We start from the raw sequence: 20,579 nt of genomic DNA on the forward strand, positions 1-20,579 counted from the left end.
TACTGACCGCGCCCGTTCCCATCGATTGGGAACAGTCCGGACGCCTTATCGGCTCTATCACGGTTTCCCGGCAATCGTTTCTGGTTGTCGGCCGGGGCCTCGATCGCAAACGGTTTTCGCTCGCTCCGGGAACCGGGTCGTATGCAGGTCATCGTCAACGCCGCCACGAGCGCCGACGGGAAACTCTCGACGCGCCGACGCGAACAGATCGCGATCAGCGGCGCCGAGGACTTCGACCGCGTCGACGCGCTCCGGACCGATAGCGACGCGGTGATGGTCGGCGTCGGGACCGTGCTGGCCGACGATCCGTCGCTGACCGTCGACGACCCCGATCGGATCGAGGCCCGAACCGACCGCGGGGACCCGCCACAGCCGGCTCGCGTCGTCGCCGACTCGCGGCTTCGGACGCCCGCGGACGCGACCGTCTACGACGACAGTGCGGAGACGATCCTGTTAACCAGCGAGGCCGCCGGCGACGACGCCGTCGCTGACGCCCGGGCGCGCGACGCGACTGTCATCGTCGCCGGCGACGATCGGGTCGATCTCCCGGCAGCGGTCGGTCGACTCCCGGATCACGGTATCGAGCGGGTGATGGTCGAGGGCGGTGGCGAACTCGTCTTCTCGCTTTTCGAGGCCGGACTCGTCGACGAACTGTCCGTGTTCGTCGGCTCGCTGGTGATCGGCGGCCGCGATGCGCCGACGCTGGCGGACGGCGACGGCTTCGTCGAGTCGTTCGTGGATCTGCGACTGGACGAAATCGAACGAATCGATGACGGTGTTCTCCTGCAGTATGCCGTGTCCTGATGGACACGTGTCGGTAGAAGCGGTATACGCCGGGGGAACCGCCAAACATATAGCAGTCTCGACCTGATAAGCAGATAGTTAGCGCCGGCGGCGTCTACGGGGCGACGCAGGTTGACACCTCCTTCGCCCAGGGGGACTTCCTCGCCGAGGAGCCGCCCGACTGGACGCAGAACTTGCCCGAACCGTTCGTACCGGGCGAGTACAACGCCAAGGCGAACCTCGAGTACGTCAACGAACGCTTCCAGCGCCAGGACGCGCAGGCGAGCGTCCTGATACGCGACGGCGTCGCGGGCGACGGCACGCTCGAGACGATCCACCGGGCCCAGCGTGCGGTCGCTTCGCTGGAGATCACGCAGCGGCTGTCGAACGGGCAGGCGTCGATACGGACGCCGACAGCAGTGGCGGCGACGCCGGTGCAGCCGCGCCGGGTGAGTAGCGGCCGCCTACAGATCCGTCTCGCTTTCGAGGTACCACCCGAGGTACCCGCCGATGGCACTCAGACCGACGGTGTAGACGACCGACGCCAGGATAGCGAAGATCGCAAACACGACGAATATCCCCGCGAACGCACCCGGACCGTCGAAAAACGCCGGGAGGAACGGCAACACACTGCCGAGAAATGCGACGACGAACAGGAACGGGATTGCGGCGATCGCTCCGGAGACCGCACCGACTTTGAGCGCCGTCGAGGAGTCTTCCTTCTGCAGGTATCCCGCGACTGCACCCCCGAGCACCGGCGAGAACGGGATGAAACTCGCGAGGACCGTGACGACCGCACCGACGACCGCGTTCAGGAGGGTATCTCCGTTTCCCATACACGCCACCTGTCCGACCACTCACATGAACGTTTCGGAGAGCCACGGCGCGAGAGCCCACATCCCTTCGGAGACGGGTCACTGATACGGTCGGTTGTAACGATTTACCGGTGCGATCGCATAACGGATGCGATCGATCCGGAACAGACTTACAACCGACCGTATGAGGCATCCGCAATCGAATCGACTAATACCGTCCGTCCGTCCCTATGTTGTAATGACGAGTCTCGGCACGGCGAGTGCGGCCCCGGGCGAGATCGACACGGGGCGGCTGTGGGTCGGCGAGACGCGAGACGGCACCGATATCGGACTCCCCGTGGCGGTCGTCAACGGGGCTGAGTCCGGCAAGACGCTGTACGTCCAGGCCGCAAGCGACGGCGACGAACTCAACGGCGTCGGCGTCATACAGCGGTGGCTCCCGGAGCTCGATCCCGACGCGATCTCGGGGACGATCCTCGTCACCGGGATCGTCAACTACCACGCCTTTCAGGTCGCCGAACACCGCAACCCGGTCGACGACACGAAGATGAACCGGGTCTATCCCGGCGACGAGGAGGGGACCTCCAGCGAGCGGATCGCCGCGGCGACTTTCGAGGCCGCGACCCGGGCCGATCTGGCGGTCGACCTCCATCAGGGCTCGACCAGTCGGATGATAAACGAGGTCCGGGTGCGGTGCGGTCGACGCCACCGCCGCCACCAGTCGTGTCTGGAGCTCGCGAAGGTGTTCGACTGTGGCCACGTCCTCGATCAGAAGGGGCCGGACGGACAGCTCGCCCGCGCCGCGCCGGACGAGGGGGTTCCGACGATCGATCCGGAACTCGGCGGCTGTGTCGGCTGGGACGAACAGAGCATCGAGTACGGTCGCCGGGGACTGTGGAACGTCCTGAAATATTACGACTTCGTCGAGGCGGACGCGGCGCTGTCGACCCAGACACGAGCCGGCGGCTTCGACCAGTACGGCGCTCCGGCCGGCGGGCTCGTGGACTTCGAGTTCGACCTCGGCGAGCGGGTCGAACGCGGCGAGACGCTCTTCTCCATTACCGACGTATTCGGCCGGGTCAAAGAGACCGTCACGGCCGACTCTGAGGGCATCTTCTGGCGAACTCGCCGACTCCCGCAGGTCGCGACCGGCGAGTACGTCTGCTCGGTCGGGACGAACATCGACTCGTACTGATACTGCCGGCTGTAACAAACTGAAGGAATTCGCCATCCCGGGGTGGCGAATATCTTTACGAACGTACAGCCGGCAGTATGATACTGGTGGCTATACGTTCGTAACGATATCTGGCACGACGGCGTGCCAGATCAGTTCGAAATGGTATAGCCACCAGTATGATCGGCTCTCCCCCTCCGGCTCGCGATCGCTCCGACGGGGACCGACAGTCTCATTCACCCGCCGCCACCCAGTGCAGATATGACCGAGTACTTCGAGGTTCACCACCGCGACGGGGCCGCGCGGGTCGGTGAACTGCGCCTGTCCGAGCCAGTGCGGACGCCGGCGCTCGCCGACGATGTCGTCGATGACGCCGGGAGTCAGTGGCCCGAGCGCCGGGAACTGCCCGAGGGCGACCCCAGCAGGGTAACGATCTTGCCCCATCGCGGGTTCCCCAGCGGTACACCCGAGGAAGTCCAGGAGGCGTTCGCCCCCGAGTATCCCGAACTCGATGCCCCCAGCGGCGTCGTCGTCTCCCGCGAGACGGCAACCGATTTCGGCTCGGACGTCTACGTCCTCTCGGGCGCACAGGGGATCGTCGGCCACGCCGAGGCGTTCGTCGAGACGATCGTCGCCGTCCGCGAGGCGATTCCGGCCGACAGCGCGCTCTACCTGCCCGGCGTCGCGACGCCCGCCAACGTCGCCACGCTCGCCTACGCCGGCGTCGATCTCGTCGATACCGACCGCGCTGTCATCAGGGGAACGCAGGGCAAGTACCTCACGGGCGACGGGGAAGCCTTCCTGGAGGATCTGGCGGAGTTGCCCTGCTCATGTCCGGCCTGCCAGCAACCCGCCGAGCAGGCCGACCGCGAGGACTGTCTCGAGCACAACGTCAACGCCCTGCAGGCCGAACTCGCCCGCGTCCGCGAGCGGATCCGCGCCGGCCGGCTCCGCGATTACCTCGAGGGTCAGGCCCGCCACGAGCAGTGGCTGACCGCCACCTTCCGGCGGCTCGACCAGCAGTACGCCTACCTCGAACAGCGGACGCCGATCGTCCGCAGGGCCGAGCTGACCGCCGCCAGCGACGACACGCTCCGGCGGGTCGAAATTCAGCGTTTCGCCGAGCGAGTTACCGGGCGCTATCGCAACCGCTTCGACGCCCCGCTGGTGCTGGTGCCCTGTTCGGCGCGCAAACCCTACAGCGAGTCGCGGAGCCACGGCCGGTTCCACGACGCCATCCAGTTCCGCGGCCACACCGTCTCGATGACGTCGCCGATCGGCGTCGTGCCACAGGAACTGGAGCTGACCTATCCCGCCCAGCACTACGACTCGGTCGTGACCGGCCGCTGGAGCGCGACCGAGATCGAGTTCGTCGCCGACGTGCTCGAGGCCTACCTCGAGCGCAACGACTACCCCCGACATATCGCCCACCTGCCCGAGGACTACCTGCCGATCGTCGAGCGCGTCGAGGACCGGCTGGGGATCGACTTCGAGTACACTGTCGCCGAGCACCCGACCGACGCCGACTCGCTGTCGAACCTCGCGAGCACGCTCTCGGGCGAACCCAAGTACCGCAAGCGCGAGCGCCAGCACAACACGCTCCGGGCGATCGCCGACTACCAGTTCGGTGAGGGCGCGGGTGATGAACTCTTCGAGGACCTGCACATCGAGAGCCGCTATCCCAAACTGCGCGCCCACGACGCCGACGGCGAGCAACTGGCGGCGCTGGTCCCCAACTACGGGACGCTGTCGCTGACGCTGGCGGGCGCGAAACGCTGGCTCGACAGCGACGTCCCGACCAAGCGCGCCGCGATCGACGATTTCGTCCCGCGCGGGAGCGTCCTCGCGCCGGGCGTCGTCGACGCCGACGAGGACATCCGCGTCGGCGACGAGGTCGTCTTCGAGGGGCCGAGCGCCGTCTCGGTCGGCCGCGCGGAGATGTCCGGCCCGGAGATGGCCGAGAGCACCCGCGGGATCGCCAGCGAAGTCCGCCACACCGAAACGCGGTGACAGACTTCCAACGGTCACGATGAGATCACCCGTGGACTCGAATCGCTCCAGACGACTCGCGATCGTCGCGGCGGTCGCTCTCGCGATCCTCGCGTCGGCGCTCGTCCCGACCGGCGACGCCGTCGCCCGGACCGGCCCGTTCGGACTGGGGCTGGATCTGTGGCTGCACGCGCTGGCCTATATCGTGCTGGAGACGGCAGTGCTCGCGGCGATCGACAGTGACGCGGAGTCGCCGCTGTCAGGCGGCGCGGCGTCGGTTCTGGTCGTGACGGCCTACGGTCTGTTCGTCGAAGGACTACAGTTGCTGGTGCCGTACCGTCACGCGAGCGCCGCGGACGCGGTCGCTAACGCTCTCGGCGCGACAGTCGCGCTCGCTTGCTGGCTGGCGTACGTCCGGATGCGGTGACGCCAGACGGCGTATCGTCGGTCTGTGCTGCATCGACCGCCCGCTACGCGGTGACCGGACCGGCAAATCGTTACAGTAATCCGTCTCAGTAGTAATCTACTCGACGGAGTAGCATGATCGAGAGCTCGGCTTCGCCGGACGTAGCGCGGGACCGCCCACGTGCGACTGTCGGAACTGGACCGGGGCAGGAACCGACTGTGAACGGGGCGTCCGACTGATGCTGGGGATCGTCATTTCACGGGCCGACCGAGCGTCGGTCAACATCGGTGAACAGTTGCTGGCGCTGGCGGACTGGACCGTCGAGACCGACGAGCGACGGCCGGACGCCGACGGCGGCGGTGACGTCTACCGACTCGAGGACGTCGAACTCCGGGAGTTCGAGACCAGACACCTCGAACTCGAGGCGGTCGACGCGGTCTTCGACGACCCCGACCTGCTGGTGTTCGCCTCCAAACACGCCGGCGAGACCGGCAAGCTCCTGACGGCACATCACACTGGCAACTTCGGTCCGGCCGAGTACGGCGGGGAGGACGGCTCGTTCGCCCGCGCCGCGCCGAACGCCCACGCCGCCGTCGTCAAGGCGCTCGCGCGTCACGCGCCCGGGGACTACGACGCCGGCATGGAGTGCACCCACCACGGCCCGACCGATATCGACACGCCCTCGATGTTCGTCGAGGTCGGCAGCGCCGAACCGCAGTGGGACGATCCCGACCCGGCACGGGCGGTCGCGAAGGCGATCCTCGAACTGCGCGGCGTGGCGGCCGACGCGCCCTGGGAAAACGGAGCGCGTCGTCACCTCGTCGGGTTCGGCGGCGGCCACTACGTCCCGCGGTTCGAGCGGGTCGTCCGCGAGACCGACTGGTCGATCGGCCACATCGGGGCGGACTGGGCGCTGGAGGCGATGGGCGAGCCCGACCCGGACGTGCTCCGGGCGGCCTTCGAGGCGAGCGGGGCGGCGTACGCGCTGCTCGACGACGACCGGCCGGAACTCGCATCGACGATCGAGTCGCTTGGCTACCGCGTCGTCGGCGAGACGTTCGCCCGCGAGACGACCGGCGTGCCCCTGTCGACTGTCGAGGGGGTCGAGGACGCGCTCGGCCGGATCGACGAGGGGATCCGACTGGGCGACCCCGCCGCCGACCACGAGGGACCGCTCGCCGTCCTCGATCTGCCGGCCGACCTCCTCGAGGAAGTCCAGGGGATCGATCCCGACCGCGCGCGTGCGGCCGTCCGCCGGCGGGCCGTCGGGTTCGAGACCGTCGAGGGCGGGACGAAACTCGGCGGGCGGGTCGCACTCTCGACGAAAGGAGCACGCTCGTCGATCGTCGACGAGTTCGCCGAGATTCTCGCGACGAAATACGAGTCCGTCGAGCGAACCGACGACGCCGTCGTCGCACGCGAGCGAGCGTTCGATCCCGAGAAGGCCGCGACGCTCGGCGTTCCCGAGGGCCCGGCGTTCGGGAAACTGTCGGCCGGCCAGCCTGTCGAAGTCGACGGTCGAACGATCGATCCCGACGTCGTCCACGTCGACCGCGAGCACCGGTTTCCGTTGTAGTCGACCGCCCCACCCTCTGTTTCGTTTCCAGATTCTTGAACGTCGCTTTGCTCCCCTCGAAACGTGTCTCGACGCTGTCTGAATCATTTTCCGGGAGTGTAGCGGAGAATACATCGTCAGACGCACGTCAGCCGAGGTGCAAAGAATAATAAATGTGGCTCTGCAATCCCCCTTTAAATATGGACTCGATCATCGACGACGCCATGGAGGAAGCCGAACAGGAGCACCAACAGCCGGCTTCCGACAATGGCACCGAGCAGTCATCCCAGGAGGTTTCGACCTCCGGGCAGATGACGGACGCGGAACTGGCAGACGTCGTGGAAGACCTCGAAACGAAGATCACCGTCGTCGGGACGGGCGGTGCCGGCGGGAACACCGTCACGCGCATGATGGAGGAGGGCATCCACGGGGCGAAACTCGTCGCCGCCAACACGGACGCCCAGCACCTCGCCGACGAGGTCACAGCCGACACGAAGATCCTCATGGGACGCAAGCGCACCGGCGGTCGAGGCGCGGGTTCGGTCCCGAAGATCGGCGAGGAGGCCGCCCAGGAGAACATCGAGGACATCCAGCAGTCGATCGACGGCTCGGACATGGTCTTCGTCACCGCCGGTCTCGGCGGCGGCACCGGGACGGGTTCGGCCCCGGTCATCGCCCAGGCCGCCCAGGAGCAGGGCGCGCTGACGATCGCGATCGTGACGATCCCGTTCACCGCCGAGGGCGAGCGACGTCGGGCCAACGCCGACGCCGGGCTCGAGCGGCTGCGCGCGGTCTCGGACACCGTCATCGTCGTGCCCAACGACCGACTGCTCGATTACGCGCCCAGCATGCCCCTGCAGGACGCGTTCAAGATCTGTGACCGCGTGCTGATGCGCTCGGTCAAGGGTATGACCGAATTGATCACCAAGCCCGGCCTGGTCAACGTCGACTTCGCCGACGTCCGTACGATCATGGAGAACGGCGGCGTCGCGATGATCGGACTCGGTGAGTCCGACAGCGAGAACAAGGCCCAGGATTCGATCCGCTCGGCGCTGCGTTCGCCGCTGCTCGACGTCGAGTTCGACGGTGCGAACTCCGCGCTGGTCAACGTCGTCGGCGGCCCGGACATGTCCATCGAGGAGGCCGAGGGCGTCGTCGAGGAGATCTACGACCGGATCGACCCCGACGCCCGCATCATCTGGGGCGCGTCGGTCGATCAGGACCACGACGGCAAGATGGAGACGATGATCGTCGTCACGGGCGTCGAGAGCCCGCAGATCTACGGCCAGAGCGAAGCCGAACAGGAGAAAGCCGCCCAGCAACTCGGCGACGACATCGACTACGTCGAGTAACGGCTCTCGCTCTTCCGACTGTTTCTGTCGGCGTGTATCGCCACGATACTTGTACCGGGCGGTCGTATCCCGCCGCATGGACGGTTTCCGACGGCGTGACTTCCTCGGCGCGACAGGGGCGGCCGCCGGACTCGCACTCGCTGGCTGTCTCGACCGTGTGCCGGTACTCGGGGCGGGAGCAGCGCCGTCCGTCGGGCCGGTGCCCGCGAGTGCGACGGCGTTCGTGACTGCCGACGTGGCCGCACTGCTGGATTCCGGGCCGCTGCGTGACCTGCTCGACGACGCCGTCCCTGCGACCGACATCGACGGACTGGCCGAACTCGTCGCCGACCGGACCGGGATCGACCCCCGCGAAACGCGGCGAGCGATCGGATTCGCCACGCCGGCCGACGGCGTCGCCGGGACGGTCGTCGACGCCGACTGGTCGCGTTCCGAACTCGTCTCGGCGATCGAATCACAGGCCAACGCGCCGACCGAGGCGACCGTCGAGGGCCGTCCGGGGTATGCCTTCGAGGGGGTCGGGCTGACCGTCAGCACGCTCGAAGACGGGCGACACGTCGCCGGCATCGGCGGCGGTGTGCGTGCTATCGTCGCGACGGCGGCCGGATCGAATGGGGCCGTGAGGCCGGCGGTCCGGCGGGCGTACGGGCGCGTCCCGGCCGGCCCGGTCAGGTTCGCGATCGACGCTACCGCCACCGGCGAGCGGACGACCGACGCGATCACCCGGGACCTGCCGCGGTTCTCCCGCGACGTGATCGACAGCATCCGGTTCGTCGCCGGGTCGCTGTCGACCGTCGACGGCCGCCCGCGGGTGGTACTGCACGTGACGGGCGACGACGGGACCGGCGCGCGACAGCTCAAGGAATACGCCGAAGCGATCCCGGTCCTCATCAGCCAGCGTGTCGACGACGAGACCATCGAGCGCGCACTTGGGGAGGCCGACATTACCCGCGACGGGACGCGCGTGACGATCACCCTCGAGGGGAGCGAGACGATCCGACCACTGGTCAGGGCGGTCTTCGAGCGGGCGCTGTTCGCCGTCTTTTCGGTGACGGGGTTGTCCGTCGAAGACCTGCTCGCGTGACTGCTGCGGTCGATCACGACTGGAATTTATATAAGGGCTGGCAGACCTACGTTCGAGCAACGGCGAGTCAATGAGCGGCGACGAACAGAAACTCCTCGAGACGACCGGCGACGTGTGCCACGTGGTACGGGACGGCGAGCCCGTCGCCCAGCCTGCGTGGAGTTCCTGTCGGCTGCTGTTGACCGACAGGCGACTCGTCGTCGCGCAGAACGGCTCGAAGCGGACGATCCCCCACGGGAAGGTGACGATCCCGCGCGACGACTCGGCCGTTCCCGACGACATCGACACGACCGGCGCAGTGACGCTTCGCGTCGGTTCGTCGGTCCTCGCCGTCACGGCGACCGACAGAGACGATTTCGTCGAGACCTACTGCCGGGCCAATCTCGGCGGGGCCGTCGTCCTCGCGAAACACCCGGCGGTCGTGGGCGGCGTCGTCCGGGACGAGGCGACGTGGTCGAAGGCGAAGTTCGCCCTCGAGGAAGACGTGTTCAGGCTTCGATTTCCCGACGGCGATCAGTTGACCGCCCGGATCGACGACGTTGGAACGGTCGAAGAACGAACCGGCACGGTCATGGGATCTCAGCGCGATATCGTCGCCGTCGAACACACCGACGACCAGGACCGAAGCGTCGAGACCCACATTTCCGGAACCCCCAGACACGCCAGCGTGGCGGCGACGCTGTTCGAGCACGTCGTCGAACGCCGGGAAGACGATCACGAGCTCTCCGAAACAGAGAGTCAGGTCCTGATGGCGCTGTACTCTGGCGTCTCTCCCTTCGAGATGGCGGACTTCGTCGGCATCAGCGTCGACGAGGTCGAAGCGATCTATCAGCACCTGCTGGAGATCGGTGCCGTCGACGAGGTCCGCACCCGGACGGAAGTGACGCTGAACGCGCAGGGCCGGAACATGGCCAGCGAAGCCATGAGCGAACAATAACAGCAAACGATTTACCGCAGCCGTGCGAACTAACACCACGGACTGGGGTGGCGTGTAGTCCGTGGGGAACAGGATGTCGACACAGCTTTCAGCACAGGCAGGTCGAGGGGCGAACCGACACCGATCGCTGACCGACCGACTCGTGGCCGTCGAGCCACAGCTCTGGGCGGCGATGCTCGTGACACTGATTGCTGACGTCGCGTTGACCCATTACGGGTTGCAGGTCGGGCTGGCGGAGGGGAACCCGCTGATGCGGGCGGCGATCGAGACGGCCGGTATCGCCGCGCTCTTCGGAATCAAGTTGTCGATCGTTATCTTCGGCGTCGGCGTGCGGCTGACGCTCGGCGAGCGCGGCGTGGTCGTCCCGGTCGGGCTGGCCGTGCCGTGGCTGCTCGCGGCCGTGATCAACGCGGTGTTGCTCGGCATCGCGCTGCCACAGTAGTCGCCCCGACCGCTCAACCGCATTCGAGGACGGTTGGTCGCCGGACGTGGGAGCGTCTGACAAACGATTAAGTACGAGGAAAAGACATATCCACACAACCATGGGCAACAAAAACAAGACCATCTCCTTCCGGGTCAGCCAGGAGAAGTTCGAGACGCTCCGTGACATCGCCGAGGAGCGTGATATCTCGCTGTCTGCCGTCTTCCGGGACTACGTCGACATGCTCGTCGCCCACGACGGCCAGGTGAAGGTCGTTCCGGAACACGAACTCAACGAGGAACAGAGCGACAGCCAGAGCTTCCCGCCGAAAATCGAAGTTCCCAAGAGTTTCGTCCGCGAGCACGAACGGCTCGAACTCGAGGCCGACCACCTCCGAGAGCAACTCGAGGAGTACAAGCGCTACGCGACCGAACTCAGGCAGCGACTCGACGAGAACGACCAGGAAGACGTCGTCCTGCTTGACGAACTCGACGGCGACGAAGAGGACAAGCCCTACCGGATCGGCGACTTCGACGACCTCTAGCGGAGTCGTTTCCGTGCCTGTCGCGCGCTCTCGGCCGCGTCGGAGTGCCCGTCGACGTCGGCCAGCGTCTCGATCGCCTCGAGCTGTCTGATCGAATCGTCCAGAAACGACCGAATATCGCCCGGATAGGCATAGACCATGTACTCGTCGCTCATCACGTCGACCATCGCCTGCGGGCCGAGCCCCGTCTCGCGCAGTTCCAGCAGGTAGGCGACGAACTTCCGTTCGGGATGGCCACAGTGCGGTGCGGCCTCACAATCGCAATCGAGGAAGTCCTCGGCGAAATCGAGGATCCGATCGCGGGTGGTGTCGTCGAGTTTCGCCAGGTTCTCCCCCCGAAAGAGGAGATCGAGCGTCGCCCCCGAGAACGCCCCTTTCGGGAAGTTCGTCTCCATCTGGGTGGCGAGCTGGCGGTGGTTTTTGACGTAGATCTTGTCCGTGATGGCCACGCGTGTCCGTCGGTTGGTCGCCGGCGAGGATAAGCGTCCCGGAAGCCCTCGGCTCCGTCGCTGGCGGCGTCGCGGTCGCCGGCGACCGGAAACCTCAACACGCCGCGTCCCGCCGTGTTCGGCATGGACGTCATCGAGAGAATCGGACCCGCTCGCGCGTGGCTCGCGACGTTCGTCGCCGGCGTCGTCGCGCTCGCCGGCGGCTCGGTGCTCGCTCCGCGTCGCGTCTACGACGGGTTCATCTGGCAGTACTTCTGGGGGCCCGTCTACGCTGACGCGCACAACGCACAGTGTGCAGTCAACGACGGCGGCTCGGTCTCGATCCCCGAGAGCTGTTCCGCCGCAAGCGATCAGGGACTGATCGTCGCCGAACCCGGGTACACGCTCGTCTCGGAAGTCGGCTACATGATCGTCGGGCTGTTCTTCCTGATCGGCATCCTGCTGTTGCTCCGACGGCTGCATCTGGGCCGCAACCGCAACCTGTTTTTCGGGCTGGTCCCGTTCATGCTGTTCGGCGGGGCGCTCCGGGTCGTCGAAGACGCTAACAACTGGCTGGCGGACGCGGCGGGCACCGAACAGATCATCGGCTATCCGCTGAACACGATCCTCATCAGCCCGCTGATCTACTTCACCGTCTTCTTCCTGACGCTCGCGGCGCTGCTGGTCAGCGTCTGGCTGTCCCGCAACGGTTTCGTCGAGTCGTATCCGCCGGTTCTCGGGGCGATCGGGACGGTCCTGTTCGTCGTCACGTTTTCCGGACTGGTCGTCATCTCCGTCCTCGAGGAGTCGGTCGGCCAGTACCCCGCGTTCTTGCTGGTGACGGTCGGGCTGGCGACCGGGATCGCCTACGGGCTGTACTGGCTGGCGGATCGGTTCGCCCCGGAGATCAACAGCGGCACCGGGTACATCGGGCTGGTCGTCCTCTGGGCGCACGCCATCGACGGCGTCGCGAACGTCCTCGCCTCGGACTGGTGGGAGGCCTTCGGACTGCCCTTCCAGTACGTTCCCAAGCACCCCGCAAACGCGACGATCATCTCCGTCACTGAGACCGTCGTCCCGGCCTCGATTACCAGCGTCATCGGGACCTCCTGGCCGTTCCTGCTGGTGAAGATGGTCGTCGCGCTGGGAATCGTCTGGCTGTTCAACGACGAGTTCATCGACGAGAACCCCCGGTACGCGATCATCCTGTTGATGGGGATCGCCGCCGTCGGGCTCGGCCCCGGAACCCGCGACATGCTCCGGGCGACGTTCGGCATCTAGATCCGACAGCAGTGCCGAAAACGTTCGTGACGATCGACGACGAGCCCAAACTGGCGGAAAATACCGACTCGACTACCGCTGGAGTCGTTCGACGACGAGTTCGTCCAGGTCCTCGCGGAGCTCGTCGACGGCGATCTCCTCCATGACGGGCACGAAGAAGCCTTCGACGAGCAGATCCGTGGCCCGTTTCTCGCCGATACCGCGGGAGGTCATGTAGAACAGGTCTTCCGCGTCGACCTGTCCGACCGTCGCGGAGTGGCTGGCCTCGGTGTCGTGGTTGTTGATGATGAGCTTGGGCGAGGCGTCGGCCTCGGACTCGTCGCTCAGCATCAGCGTGTTCTCGCGCTGGTAGGAGGAGGTGTCCCACGCCTCGGTGCCGACGTCCTGAACGCCCTCGTAGACGGAGCGGGCCTCGTCGTCGAGGACGCCGCGAGTGACCAGGTCGGCGACGGTGTGTTCGCCCTCGTGCCAGACCCGGCTGGCCAGGTCGAAGTGCTGGTCCTCGTGGCCGAAGAACGCGCCGACGATCTTCGACTCGCTGGAGTCGCCGATCAGGCGCGTCTCGACGCTGGTCTTGGTCAGTCGGGAGCCGATGTTACCTTCGATCCAGTTGACCGTGGCGTAGGTGTCGGCGTGGCCGCGCTTGACCGAGAAGTTGTACGTCTCCTCGGAGAGGTTCTGGAGCGCGCCGTACTGGACGTGGGCGTTCTCCGCGGCGTCGACCTCGACGATCCCGGAGTAGTACTGCTTGTCCTCTAGATCCGTCCCGGTCGTCTGCCGTTCGAGGATCGTCACCGACGACGACTCCTCGGCGACGACCAGCGTGTAGTTGAACAGCGACTGGCTGTGCATCCGGGTCCGGATCTTCACGTCCTCGGCATCGACGCCTTCCGGGACGTAGATGACCGTTCCGGCGCTGAAAAGCGCCGTCGAGAGCGCGGTGAGGTAGTCCCGCTGGGGGTCGACGACGCTGCCGAACCGATCCTCGATCAGGTCGCCGTGCTCGGACAGCGCCTCCGACCACGAAAGCACGTCGACGCCCTCGGCCTCGACGCGATCCTTCTCCTGGGAACGGTCGAGGGGATCGACGATCCGCTCGTACTCCAGCGCGTCGAGATTCGTCCAGTCACGGCCCGGCGTCCGGATGACGCTGGGCATCTCGAGGTCCTCGAGCGCCGCCAGAGCGTCCAGCCGCGTCTCCAGCAGCCACTCGGGCTCGTCCAGATCCTCGCTGATCGTCCGCACCTGTTCGTCCGTTAGATTTGCGTGTACCTGCGTACTCATGATATCGACCGGGGATTACCCGAGCGAACCCTCCATCTCCAGTTCGATGAGACGGTTCAGTTCGACCGCGTATTCGATGGGCAGTTCCTCGGTGATCGGCTCGATGAAGCCGGCGACGATCATCTGCTTTGCGTCGTCGTCGTCGAGCCCCCGTGACTGGAGGTAGAAGACGTCCTCGTCGCCGATCTTGCCGACCGTCGCCTCGTGGGCGACGTCGACTTTGCTCTCCTGGATCTCCATGTACGGCATGGTGTCGCTCGTCGACTCGTTGTCGAACATCAGCGCGTCACACTCGACGTTCGTCTTGGAGTTCTCTGCGCCGTCGGAGATGTGGACGAGCCCCCGGTAGTTGGTGCGGCCGCCGTCCTTGCTGATGGACTTGGACTCGATGGTCGAGGAGGTGTTGGGCGCGTTGTGATAGACTTTCGCGCCGGTGTCGATGTTCTGCCCATCGCCGGCGAAGGCGATGGTGATGTGGTTGTCCGTCGCGCCGGGACCCTTGAGAATCGTCGCCGGGTACAGCATCGTCGCCTTCGAACCCATCGACCCGGAGACCCACTCCATCGTGCCGTCGGCCTCGACGATGGCGCGCTTGGTGTTGAGGTTGTAGGTGTTTTTCGACCAGTTCTGGACCGTCGAGTACTGGACGTGGGCGTTCTCGCCGACGAACACCTCGACGCCGCCGCTGTGGAGGTTGAACTCGGCGTACTGGGGGGCCGAACAGCCCTCGATGTAGTGGACCTCCGCGTTGTCCTCGGCGATGATGAGCGTGTGCTCGAACTGACCCATTCCCTCGGAGTTCATCCGGAAGTACGCCTGAATCGGCATCTCGACGGTCGTGTCCTCGGGGACGTAGACGAAGCTCCCGCCGGACCAGACCGCGCCGTGCAGCGCGGCGAACTTGTTGTCGCTCGGGGGCACGCACTTCGTCATGAAGTGCTCGCGGACGAGCTCGGGGTGCTCCCGGACGGCCTTGTCCATGTCCATGAAGATGACGCCTTTCTCCTCCCAGCGCTCCTGCATGTTCTGGTAGACGATCTCCGATTCGTACTGCGCGCCGACGCCCGAGAGGGCGTTCTTCTCGGCCTCGGGAATGCCCAGCTTGTCGAAGGTGTCCTTGATCTCATCGGGGAGGTCCTCCCAGGATTCGGCCCCGCCGCGAGTCTCGATGTCGGGCCGGATGTACGGGACGATCTCCGCGACATCTACTTCCGAGAGGTCCGGCTGGCCGGGCCAGTCGGTCGGCATCGGCATCTGCTGGAACTGTTCGAGGGCTCGAAGACGGCGTTCGAGCATCCACTCGGGTTCGTCTTTGTCCTCCGAGATGACCCGGACGGTCTCCTCGGTGAGGCCCTTTTCGGTCTCGAAAGCGGATTTCTCCTCTTTCTTGAACTCGAAGCGAGCCTCGGTGTCGGTGTCTTTGAGGTCTTCTGAACTCATGTATGTTAGTTTGTTTCCTTACGGTAAGTTGTTTCTCTAGCCTGTTGTAGTTACGCAGCGCTGTAGACTTCCTCGCGGACCCAGTCGTAGCCCTTGTCTTCGAGCTTCTCGGCCAGTTCGGGACCGCCGCTCATCGCGATCTCGCCGTCGAGCATCACGTGGACGTGGTCGGGTTCGACGTAATCGAGGATGCGCTGGTAGTGGGTGATCTGCAGAATGCCGGCCCCCTGCTCGTCGCGGAGGGCGTTGATGCCTTTCGAGACGTCCTGCAGGCGGTCGATGTCGAGCCCGGAGTCGATCTCGTCGAGCACCGCGATCGACGGCTCCAGCACCGCGGCCTGCAGCACCTCGTTTTGCTTTTTCTCCCCGCCGGAGAAGCCGGCGTTGAGATAGCGGTTGGCGAACTTCTCGTCCATGTCCAGCTGCTCCATCTTCTCCTGGAGGATCTGCTGGAACGCCGCGACACTGACTTCGCCGTCGTCGGCCGGGCCTTCCATCGGCGAGGTCTCGTAGCCGGCGTCCTCTTCCTCGTCCTCACTCGCTTCTTCGTCTTCTTCGAACAGTTCCTCGCGCTCTTCGAGCTTGGCGTTGAGCGCCGTCCGAAGGAAGTTGACCATCGTGACGCCTTCGATCTCCGCGGGGTACTGGAAGCCGAGGAAGACGCCGAGCGCGGCGCGCTCGTTGGGCTCCAGATCGAGCAGCTCCCAGGTCCGCATGTCCTCGGGGATCTCGAAGTCCTCGCCGAACTCGTCGTCCTCGAGGTGGATCAGCACTTCGCCCTCGGTCACCTCGTAGGCGGGGTGGCCGGCGATGATCTTCGCCGTCGTGGACTTCCCGCTGCCGTTCGGTCCCATCAGTGCGTGGATATCGCCCGATTCGACTTCGAGATCGACCCCTTCCAGGATCGTCTCGCCGCCGTCTTCCGCGACTTCTGCGTGGAGGTTCGAAATCTCGAGTACTGCCATGGTCTAGGTCAACCGAAAATGAGGTCGTCGGCCCCATAACCCTTTCGCATTCTTGGGGAATCAGTTTCCGTAACCGAAAAATTTGTTTTGCGTCTCGCAATCCAGTGGGACGGCCGCACCGCAGGATCACATGAACTGTCCGAGTCCGGTCTGTTCCTGGCCGCTCTTGACTTCCTCCCAGGAGATTCCCAACGCCTCGATCACGCGAGAGATCGGGCCCTTGAGCGTCTTGTCGAGCATCTTCTCCCAGTCGATCTGGAACTCGTCGGGCAGTTGCTCGGCGTACTCGAAACAGATCACGTCCGGATCGCGTTTGAATTCGCCGTACAGCGGGTCCTCAGCTGGATCGAGGCCCATCTCCGATTCGACGCGCTCGAAGAAGTCCGGGTGGACCTTCTCGAGGTACAGTCGCTTTGGCTTGCTCCCGCGCTGGAAGTTCGTCCCCAGCAGGAGATTGGCGTACTTCGCGCCGCGGACCTGTGCGGTGTCGGTGTCGTAGTTGTCCAGGCGCTTGCCGATCCCGCCGGGAATCGCGACTTCTTCGGGGTCGACGTTACCGGACAGGAAGTCCTCGATGACGCCGTTGAGATAATCGGCCACCCCGTCGATGTCGCCCTCCTTGACGATCATCTCGATGACCTCGAGCTGTACCTCTTTGGTGATCGCCGCGATGTCCGAGCGCTGGTACTCGAAGCCGGTGATGTCGACGTCGTCGACTTCCTTGCCTTCCTTCCAGACGATGTGGCCGGCGTAGCGTTTCTTCTTGCCGGCCTGGAAAAAGCGCCGGTAGAGCTTCTCGAACTCGATCTGGAACCGGTGCTCCTCGGCGTTCAACTGCTCGCGGGCGAACTCGTCGTAAGACGCGTTGATCGCCTCCTCGATGTCGAAACTCCGCTCGATCGCGTCTTCGACTGACGTGTCGCTGCCCAAACTTATCATAACGCTGTCAGTATCACCATAAGCAACTTGGTATGACAGATCTTCGACAGCATCTTCAGTGTGGTCGATGACTGACCGGCCGGTGGCCGTCACGGCGGCGGCGTTGTCCTTGTCGTACAGACGGAAGCGGTCCCACCCCGAAACGCCGTACAGTGACTGCCCGACCCACTGGAATTTGCCGTTTCGACCTGCGAGGACGGTATGATTATCCTCGACAGTGACACTGTACACACCGCTTTCTGCCTCGCTACGCGTGCCGCTTCGGTGCATCCGGAGCGTGTTCTTCGAATCTTCGGCCACGTGGATGCGATAGACGCCGCTGTCTTCGCTGTAACTCGCAGTGAGGCCGAGGTGGGCACACAACCGGAGTACGTCGTCCCGCAATTGCCTACTCGCTGTGCTGTATCGCCAGGAATTGACCTGCCAGTCACTGTCGCCAGCGACAAGCGTCTCGAGGAAGCGCCGCTTCTGGTCGCGACTCGCCTCGAACACGAACTCCGGGATCCGCTTGCTGTAACTGTCTTCGCCAGCGATGTCCTCTAGGAGATCGCCGAGGAGCCGTGACGTGAACTGATACCCGTTCTCGCCAGCGTAGTAGTCAAAGCCCATCCGATCGAGTAGTTCCCCGATCGCCGCGTGAGTGTCTCTGTCGTCTCCCCCGTCAGCGATCGCCCGTGCGTCCTGTGCAATCGAGACCGTCGTTGCGGAGCCACGGAATTTATCGCCGTCTTCGGACGTGTAGACTGACCCTTCAGTAATATACCACGCAAGCAGTTCGAGGAAGTCATCACCGCCGTACTGACGCGGAATCCACTTGCGGTTGGCCGCCGTGTGGACGTAGAACGTCGAACACGCATCCGCAAGGTACGCACGGTGTTCTTCGAACTCATCGGCGTCGAAGACGTATCCGGTTGTCTCCTCATCGGCCTTTTGGACCTTGTCCGGATAGTAGCCAATCTCGGCGGCCAGCGTGTGCCCGTGCACGTCGTTGTCCGCCCAGACCTCGTACTCGCCGTCGTAGAGCTCCGTGAGATCGACGGTCTCGATCCGCTCGCCTGCTGGTCCCGTCCAGTCGTGGGGTAACTGGTAGTTCGTCGCCCGATCGAGCTCTCCGGCTTCGACGAAGCGGTAGTCGTCTTCGTCCCACGAGATCCCGTTCGTCTCTGCCTTCCGGACGAGCATCCGGTGGTTCGGCGTGACGTTGAAATCCATCTTGTCGGTTTCGATGTCGACCAGTTCACCGTCGTAATCGGGGTATGCCCACGTCTCGGTGACGGGCTTGACCTCCATCCGTAGCGTGTCCGGATCGATCGAGTACACGTCGTCGCCCACGTCAAGCTCCCGGATGTTCCGAACGCCGTCTGGGGTCACCACCTCTGTGTCCGGCGTGAAGCAGTTCATAACCACTTTTACACTTCCTTGTTGACGGTCGTACTGTTCGTACTCTGGAGTGCCTGGCTCGTGGCTATTCCGGAGTTCCTTCTTTTCTTCGCGTTCTGATAGGAGTTCGGTGACCATCTCGCGAACGATCCCGTCGGGCTCCTTTCGGAAGTGCTGGCCGTTGGGCGCGACGAACGTATCACCGTCGTAGGAGTCGGGATCGACTTTCGTCTCCGGCGATGCGTTAATCGTTACCATGCACATCGGGTAGAGGCTCTTCAGGTCCAGCACCGAGACCATCTCCCTGACCCCGGTGATCGGGTCGAAGACCGCGCCGCCCTCGAACTCCTCGCCGGACTCGACGGTTCCCTTCGAGGGCAGGGCGAACCGACCGTGTGCCTTGTGGAGGACGTACATGTCGACGGCGTCGCCGGGGGTGGGGGCGTCTTCGAGTCGGCACCCGACGAACGAGGCGATCTCCTCGAAGAAGGCGATGATGTCCTGCTTGCGGTCCAGCTCGACACAGAGTTCGACGTCCCGGAGGTTGTACTCCAGCAGCCGCTCGGGGTCGTCTTCCCAGAGGTCGCCGATGTCGCCGGTGTAGGTCTCCTTGCCGGCATCGAGTTCCTCCTGGCCGACGTCTTCCAGTCGATAGGACTCCAGTTCGGTGAACTGCGTGCGCTTGTACGCCCGCAGGAGATCGAAGACCACCCGGCCCTTGATGTCCGGCCCCTGCCAGTCGCTCTGCCAGACCTCGTTCACCCGCGAGAGGCGGTTGTAGTCCAGATCGCGGTCGGTCGTCGGATCGAGAACCTCCAGTCGGTCGATGAGATACGGCGCGTCGAAGTCGGCGAAGTTCCAGCCCGTCAGGATGTCCGGGTCGGTTTCACGAACGTAGGAGACGAACGCCTCCAGCATCGCCGGTTCCGCCTCGAAGACCCGAATGTCGGCGTCGAGGCCGTCGTCCTCCAGCGGTTCGTAGCCGTCGAGTCGATCCGGCACTTCGGCACCTTCGCCGGCGTCGTACAGCCAGAGGACGTACTCGTCGCGATAGGAGTCGTGGCTGGCGATCGCGATGATCGGCTCCTCGCCGTCTTCGGGGAACCCCGAGCGGTCGTCGACCTCGATGTCGAACGTCGATATGCGCGGTTCGGCGTCGACGTCGACGGCCTCGATCTCGTCGTGCGGGACGCGGATCCGGTGCTCGCCGTCGTCGGTGCGACGGTCGGGCACGCGGACGCCGCTCGTGATGTCCTTGTCGACCAGCAGGCGGTCGGGAAAGAGGATGTCCGCCTCGTAGTGGTCGAACTCGTCGCGGATTTGCCCGACGTCTCTGGGCGTCTGTCCGAAGATCTTCGTCAGGTCCTCGCCCCGGATCGACTCGTAGCCGGTCTCCCAGCCGGTGATCCGGTCGCGGGATCGCAACTCGTCGAAGTCCAGATTCGCGGTCGGCGCGTAGAAGTACGGCCGGAACTCGTAGACCTCGACGTGGATCAGTTCCCGCTGTGGCGTCCGGCCGAACACGTGGACGACCGGGTACTCGTCGTCGCCGGACCCCTCGACCGTGTAATCGACCTGCGTCACCGAGAACTCCACGGCCCCCTCGGCGTCCGGATAACGGAACTCCTCGGCCTCGACGATATCGGCGGAGACGTACTCGTCGCCGGCGATTACGGCCGCTTCGCCGTCGGGCCGATCCGCCCCGCCTTCGCCGAACGCTGACAGGCCCGTCTGCTCGCCCTCGCTCATGTTGACCTCACTTCGGCAGGGCGAGTAAAAACCCCGGCGGTCGGGCTGGCAAT

17 protein-coding genes are annotated in these 20,579 nt (G+C 65.0%); 11 read left to right on the forward strand and 6 right to left on the reverse strand.

Translation table 11 applies throughout. The features are described 5' to 3' along the window. Window positions 1-141: 141 nt before the first annotated feature. Window positions 142-804: a 2,5-diamino-6-(ribosylamino)-4(3H)-pyrimidinone 5'-phosphate reductase gene (locus HSR122_RS03320; protein WP_229111268.1), complete on the forward strand. Its 663-nt coding sequence runs from the start codon at window positions 142-144 to the stop codon at window positions 802-804. A 443-nt stretch (window positions 805-1,247) separates the two neighbouring features. Here the strand turns inward: HSR122_RS03320 and HSR122_RS03325 are convergent, their stop codons facing one another. Continuing rightward, window positions 1,248-1,619 (reverse strand): DUF5518 domain-containing protein, encoded by a 372-nt coding sequence (locus HSR122_RS03325; protein WP_229111269.1) that lies wholly within the window; start codon window positions 1,617-1,619, stop codon window positions 1,248-1,250. A 217-nt stretch (window positions 1,620-1,836) separates the two neighbouring features. On the opposite strand from HSR122_RS03325, the gene HSR122_RS03330 reads away from it, so the two are divergent. The 9 genes from HSR122_RS03330 (at window position 1,837) to HSR122_RS03370 (ending at window position 11,060) form a co-directional block, all read left to right on the forward strand. Next, window positions 1,837-2,793 (forward strand): succinylglutamate desuccinylase/aspartoacylase family protein, encoded by a 957-nt coding sequence (locus HSR122_RS03330; RefSeq protein WP_229111270.1) that lies wholly within the window; start codon window positions 1,837-1,839, stop codon window positions 2,791-2,793. A gap of 240 nt (window positions 2,794-3,033) precedes the next feature. Continuing rightward, window positions 3,034-4,782 carry an archaeosine synthase subunit alpha gene (gene arcS, locus HSR122_RS03335; protein ID WP_229111271.1) on the forward strand — a complete coding sequence of 583 codons (1,749 nt, stop codon included), beginning with the start codon at window positions 3,034-3,036 and terminating at the stop codon, window positions 4,780-4,782. A gap of 31 nt (window positions 4,783-4,813) precedes the next feature. Then, window positions 4,814-5,188, forward strand: coding sequence for a VanZ family protein (locus HSR122_RS03340; RefSeq protein ID WP_229111272.1), 375 nt, complete (start codon window positions 4,814-4,816; stop codon window positions 5,186-5,188). 217 nt (window positions 5,189-5,405) lie between these two features. After that, a complete protein-coding gene (locus tag HSR122_RS03345) occupies window positions 5,406-6,743 on the forward strand; it encodes a D-aminoacyl-tRNA deacylase (protein ID WP_229111273.1) in 1,338 nt (445 codons plus the stop codon). Between the two features lie 179 nt (window positions 6,744-6,922). After that, window positions 6,923-8,074 (forward strand): cell division protein FtsZ, encoded by a 1,152-nt coding sequence (gene ftsZ, locus HSR122_RS03350; protein WP_229111274.1) that lies wholly within the window; start codon window positions 6,923-6,925, stop codon window positions 8,072-8,074. A gap of 76 nt (window positions 8,075-8,150) precedes the next feature. Continuing rightward, window positions 8,151-9,158 carry a hypothetical protein gene (locus tag HSR122_RS03355; RefSeq protein WP_229111275.1) on the forward strand — a complete coding sequence of 336 codons (1,008 nt, stop codon included), beginning with the start codon at window positions 8,151-8,153 and terminating at the stop codon, window positions 9,156-9,158. A 70-nt stretch (window positions 9,159-9,228) separates the two neighbouring features. Continuing rightward, on the forward strand, window positions 9,229-10,095 hold the full coding sequence (locus HSR122_RS03360; protein WP_229111276.1) for a CheF family chemotaxis protein: 867 nt from the start codon (window positions 9,229-9,231) through the stop codon (window positions 10,093-10,095). Between the two features lie 73 nt (window positions 10,096-10,168). After that, window positions 10,169-10,537, forward strand: a complete 369-nt coding sequence (locus HSR122_RS03365; RefSeq protein WP_229111277.1) for a DUF5658 family protein — start codon at window positions 10,169-10,171, stop codon at window positions 10,535-10,537. Between the two features lie 100 nt (window positions 10,538-10,637). After that, window positions 10,638-11,060, forward strand: a complete 423-nt coding sequence (locus HSR122_RS03370; protein ID WP_229111278.1) for a CopG family transcriptional regulator — start codon at window positions 10,638-10,640, stop codon at window positions 11,058-11,060. On the opposite strand, the gene HSR122_RS03375 is transcribed toward HSR122_RS03370, so the two are convergent. Continuing rightward, on the reverse strand, window positions 11,057-11,509 hold the full coding sequence (locus HSR122_RS03375; RefSeq protein ID WP_229111279.1) for a DUF5814 domain-containing protein: 453 nt from the start codon (window positions 11,507-11,509) through the stop codon (window positions 11,057-11,059). The genes HSR122_RS03370 and HSR122_RS03375 overlap by 4 nt on opposite strands. A gap of 123 nt (window positions 11,510-11,632) precedes the next feature. On the opposite strand from HSR122_RS03375, the gene HSR122_RS03380 reads away from it, so the two are divergent. Then, window positions 11,633-12,769 carry a DUF63 family protein gene (locus tag HSR122_RS03380; protein WP_229111280.1) on the forward strand — a complete coding sequence of 379 codons (1,137 nt, stop codon included), beginning with the start codon at window positions 11,633-11,635 and terminating at the stop codon, window positions 12,767-12,769. A gap of 72 nt (window positions 12,770-12,841) precedes the next feature. Here the strand turns inward: HSR122_RS03380 and sufD are convergent, their stop codons facing one another. The 4 genes from sufD to HSR122_RS03400 form a co-directional block, all read right to left on the reverse strand. Then, window positions 12,842-14,053, reverse strand: a complete 1,212-nt coding sequence (gene sufD, locus HSR122_RS03385) for a Fe-S cluster assembly protein SufD (RefSeq protein ID WP_229111281.1) — start codon at window positions 14,051-14,053, stop codon at window positions 12,842-12,844. Between the two features lie 15 nt (window positions 14,054-14,068). Beyond that, window positions 14,069-15,493 (reverse strand): Fe-S cluster assembly protein SufB, encoded by a 1,425-nt coding sequence (gene sufB / locus HSR122_RS03390; RefSeq protein ID WP_229111282.1) that lies wholly within the window; start codon window positions 15,491-15,493, stop codon window positions 14,069-14,071. Window positions 15,494-15,543: 50 nt separating this feature from the next. Beyond that, window positions 15,544-16,458 (reverse strand): ABC transporter ATP-binding protein, encoded by a 915-nt coding sequence (locus tag HSR122_RS03395; protein WP_229111283.1) that lies wholly within the window; start codon window positions 16,456-16,458, stop codon window positions 15,544-15,546. 126 nt (window positions 16,459-16,584) lie between these two features. Next, the gene (locus HSR122_RS03400) at window positions 16,585-20,526 is read right to left on the reverse strand and encodes a DNA polymerase domain-containing protein (RefSeq protein ID WP_229111284.1); all 3,942 of its coding nucleotides are present in this window, start codon (window positions 20,524-20,526) and stop codon (window positions 16,585-16,587) included. Window positions 20,527-20,579 lie beyond the last annotated feature (53 nt).

This window comes from Halapricum desulfuricans (assembly GCF_017094525.1).
GTDB lineage: Archaea > Halobacteriota > Halobacteria > Halobacteriales > Haloarculaceae > Halapricum > Halapricum desulfuricans.

What these genes read in the sequence shown, in the direction of transcription:
- HSR122_RS03320 (WP_229111268.1), top strand. Translation starts at nt 142, where the DNA reads ATGCAGGTCATCGTCAACGCCGCCACGAGCGCCGACGGGAAACTCTCG.
- HSR122_RS03325 (WP_229111269.1), bottom strand. Translation starts at nt 1,619, where the DNA reads ATGGGAAACGGAGATACCCTCCTGAACGCGGTCGTCGGTGCGGTCGTC.
- HSR122_RS03330 (WP_229111270.1), top strand. Translation starts at nt 1,837, where the DNA reads ATGACGAGTCTCGGCACGGCGAGTGCGGCCCCGGGCGAGATCGACACG.
- arcS (WP_229111271.1), top strand. Translation starts at nt 3,034, where the DNA reads ATGACCGAGTACTTCGAGGTTCACCACCGCGACGGGGCCGCGCGGGTC.
- HSR122_RS03345 (WP_229111273.1), top strand. Translation starts at nt 5,406, where the DNA reads ATGCTGGGGATCGTCATTTCACGGGCCGACCGAGCGTCGGTCAACATC.
- ftsZ (WP_229111274.1), top strand. Translation starts at nt 6,923, where the DNA reads ATGGACTCGATCATCGACGACGCCATGGAGGAAGCCGAACAGGAGCAC.
- HSR122_RS03355 (WP_229111275.1), top strand. Translation starts at nt 8,151, where the DNA reads ATGGACGGTTTCCGACGGCGTGACTTCCTCGGCGCGACAGGGGCGGCC.
- HSR122_RS03360 (WP_229111276.1), top strand. Translation starts at nt 9,229, where the DNA reads ATGAGCGGCGACGAACAGAAACTCCTCGAGACGACCGGCGACGTGTGC.
- HSR122_RS03365 (WP_229111277.1), top strand. Translation starts at nt 10,169, where the DNA reads ATGTCGACACAGCTTTCAGCACAGGCAGGTCGAGGGGCGAACCGACAC.
- HSR122_RS03370 (WP_229111278.1), top strand. Translation starts at nt 10,638, where the DNA reads ATGGGCAACAAAAACAAGACCATCTCCTTCCGGGTCAGCCAGGAGAAG.
- HSR122_RS03380 (WP_229111280.1), top strand. Translation starts at nt 11,633, where the DNA reads ATGGACGTCATCGAGAGAATCGGACCCGCTCGCGCGTGGCTCGCGACG.
- sufD (WP_229111281.1), bottom strand. Translation starts at nt 14,053, where the DNA reads ATGAGTACGCAGGTACACGCAAATCTAACGGACGAACAGGTGCGGACG.
- sufB (WP_229111282.1), bottom strand. Translation starts at nt 15,493, where the DNA reads ATGAGTTCAGAAGACCTCAAAGACACCGACACCGAGGCTCGCTTCGAG.
- HSR122_RS03395 (WP_229111283.1), bottom strand. Translation starts at nt 16,458, where the DNA reads ATGGCAGTACTCGAGATTTCGAACCTCCACGCAGAAGTCGCGGAAGAC.
- HSR122_RS03400 (WP_229111284.1), bottom strand. Translation starts at nt 20,526, where the DNA reads ATGAGCGAGGGCGAGCAGACGGGCCTGTCAGCGTTCGGCGAAGGCGGG.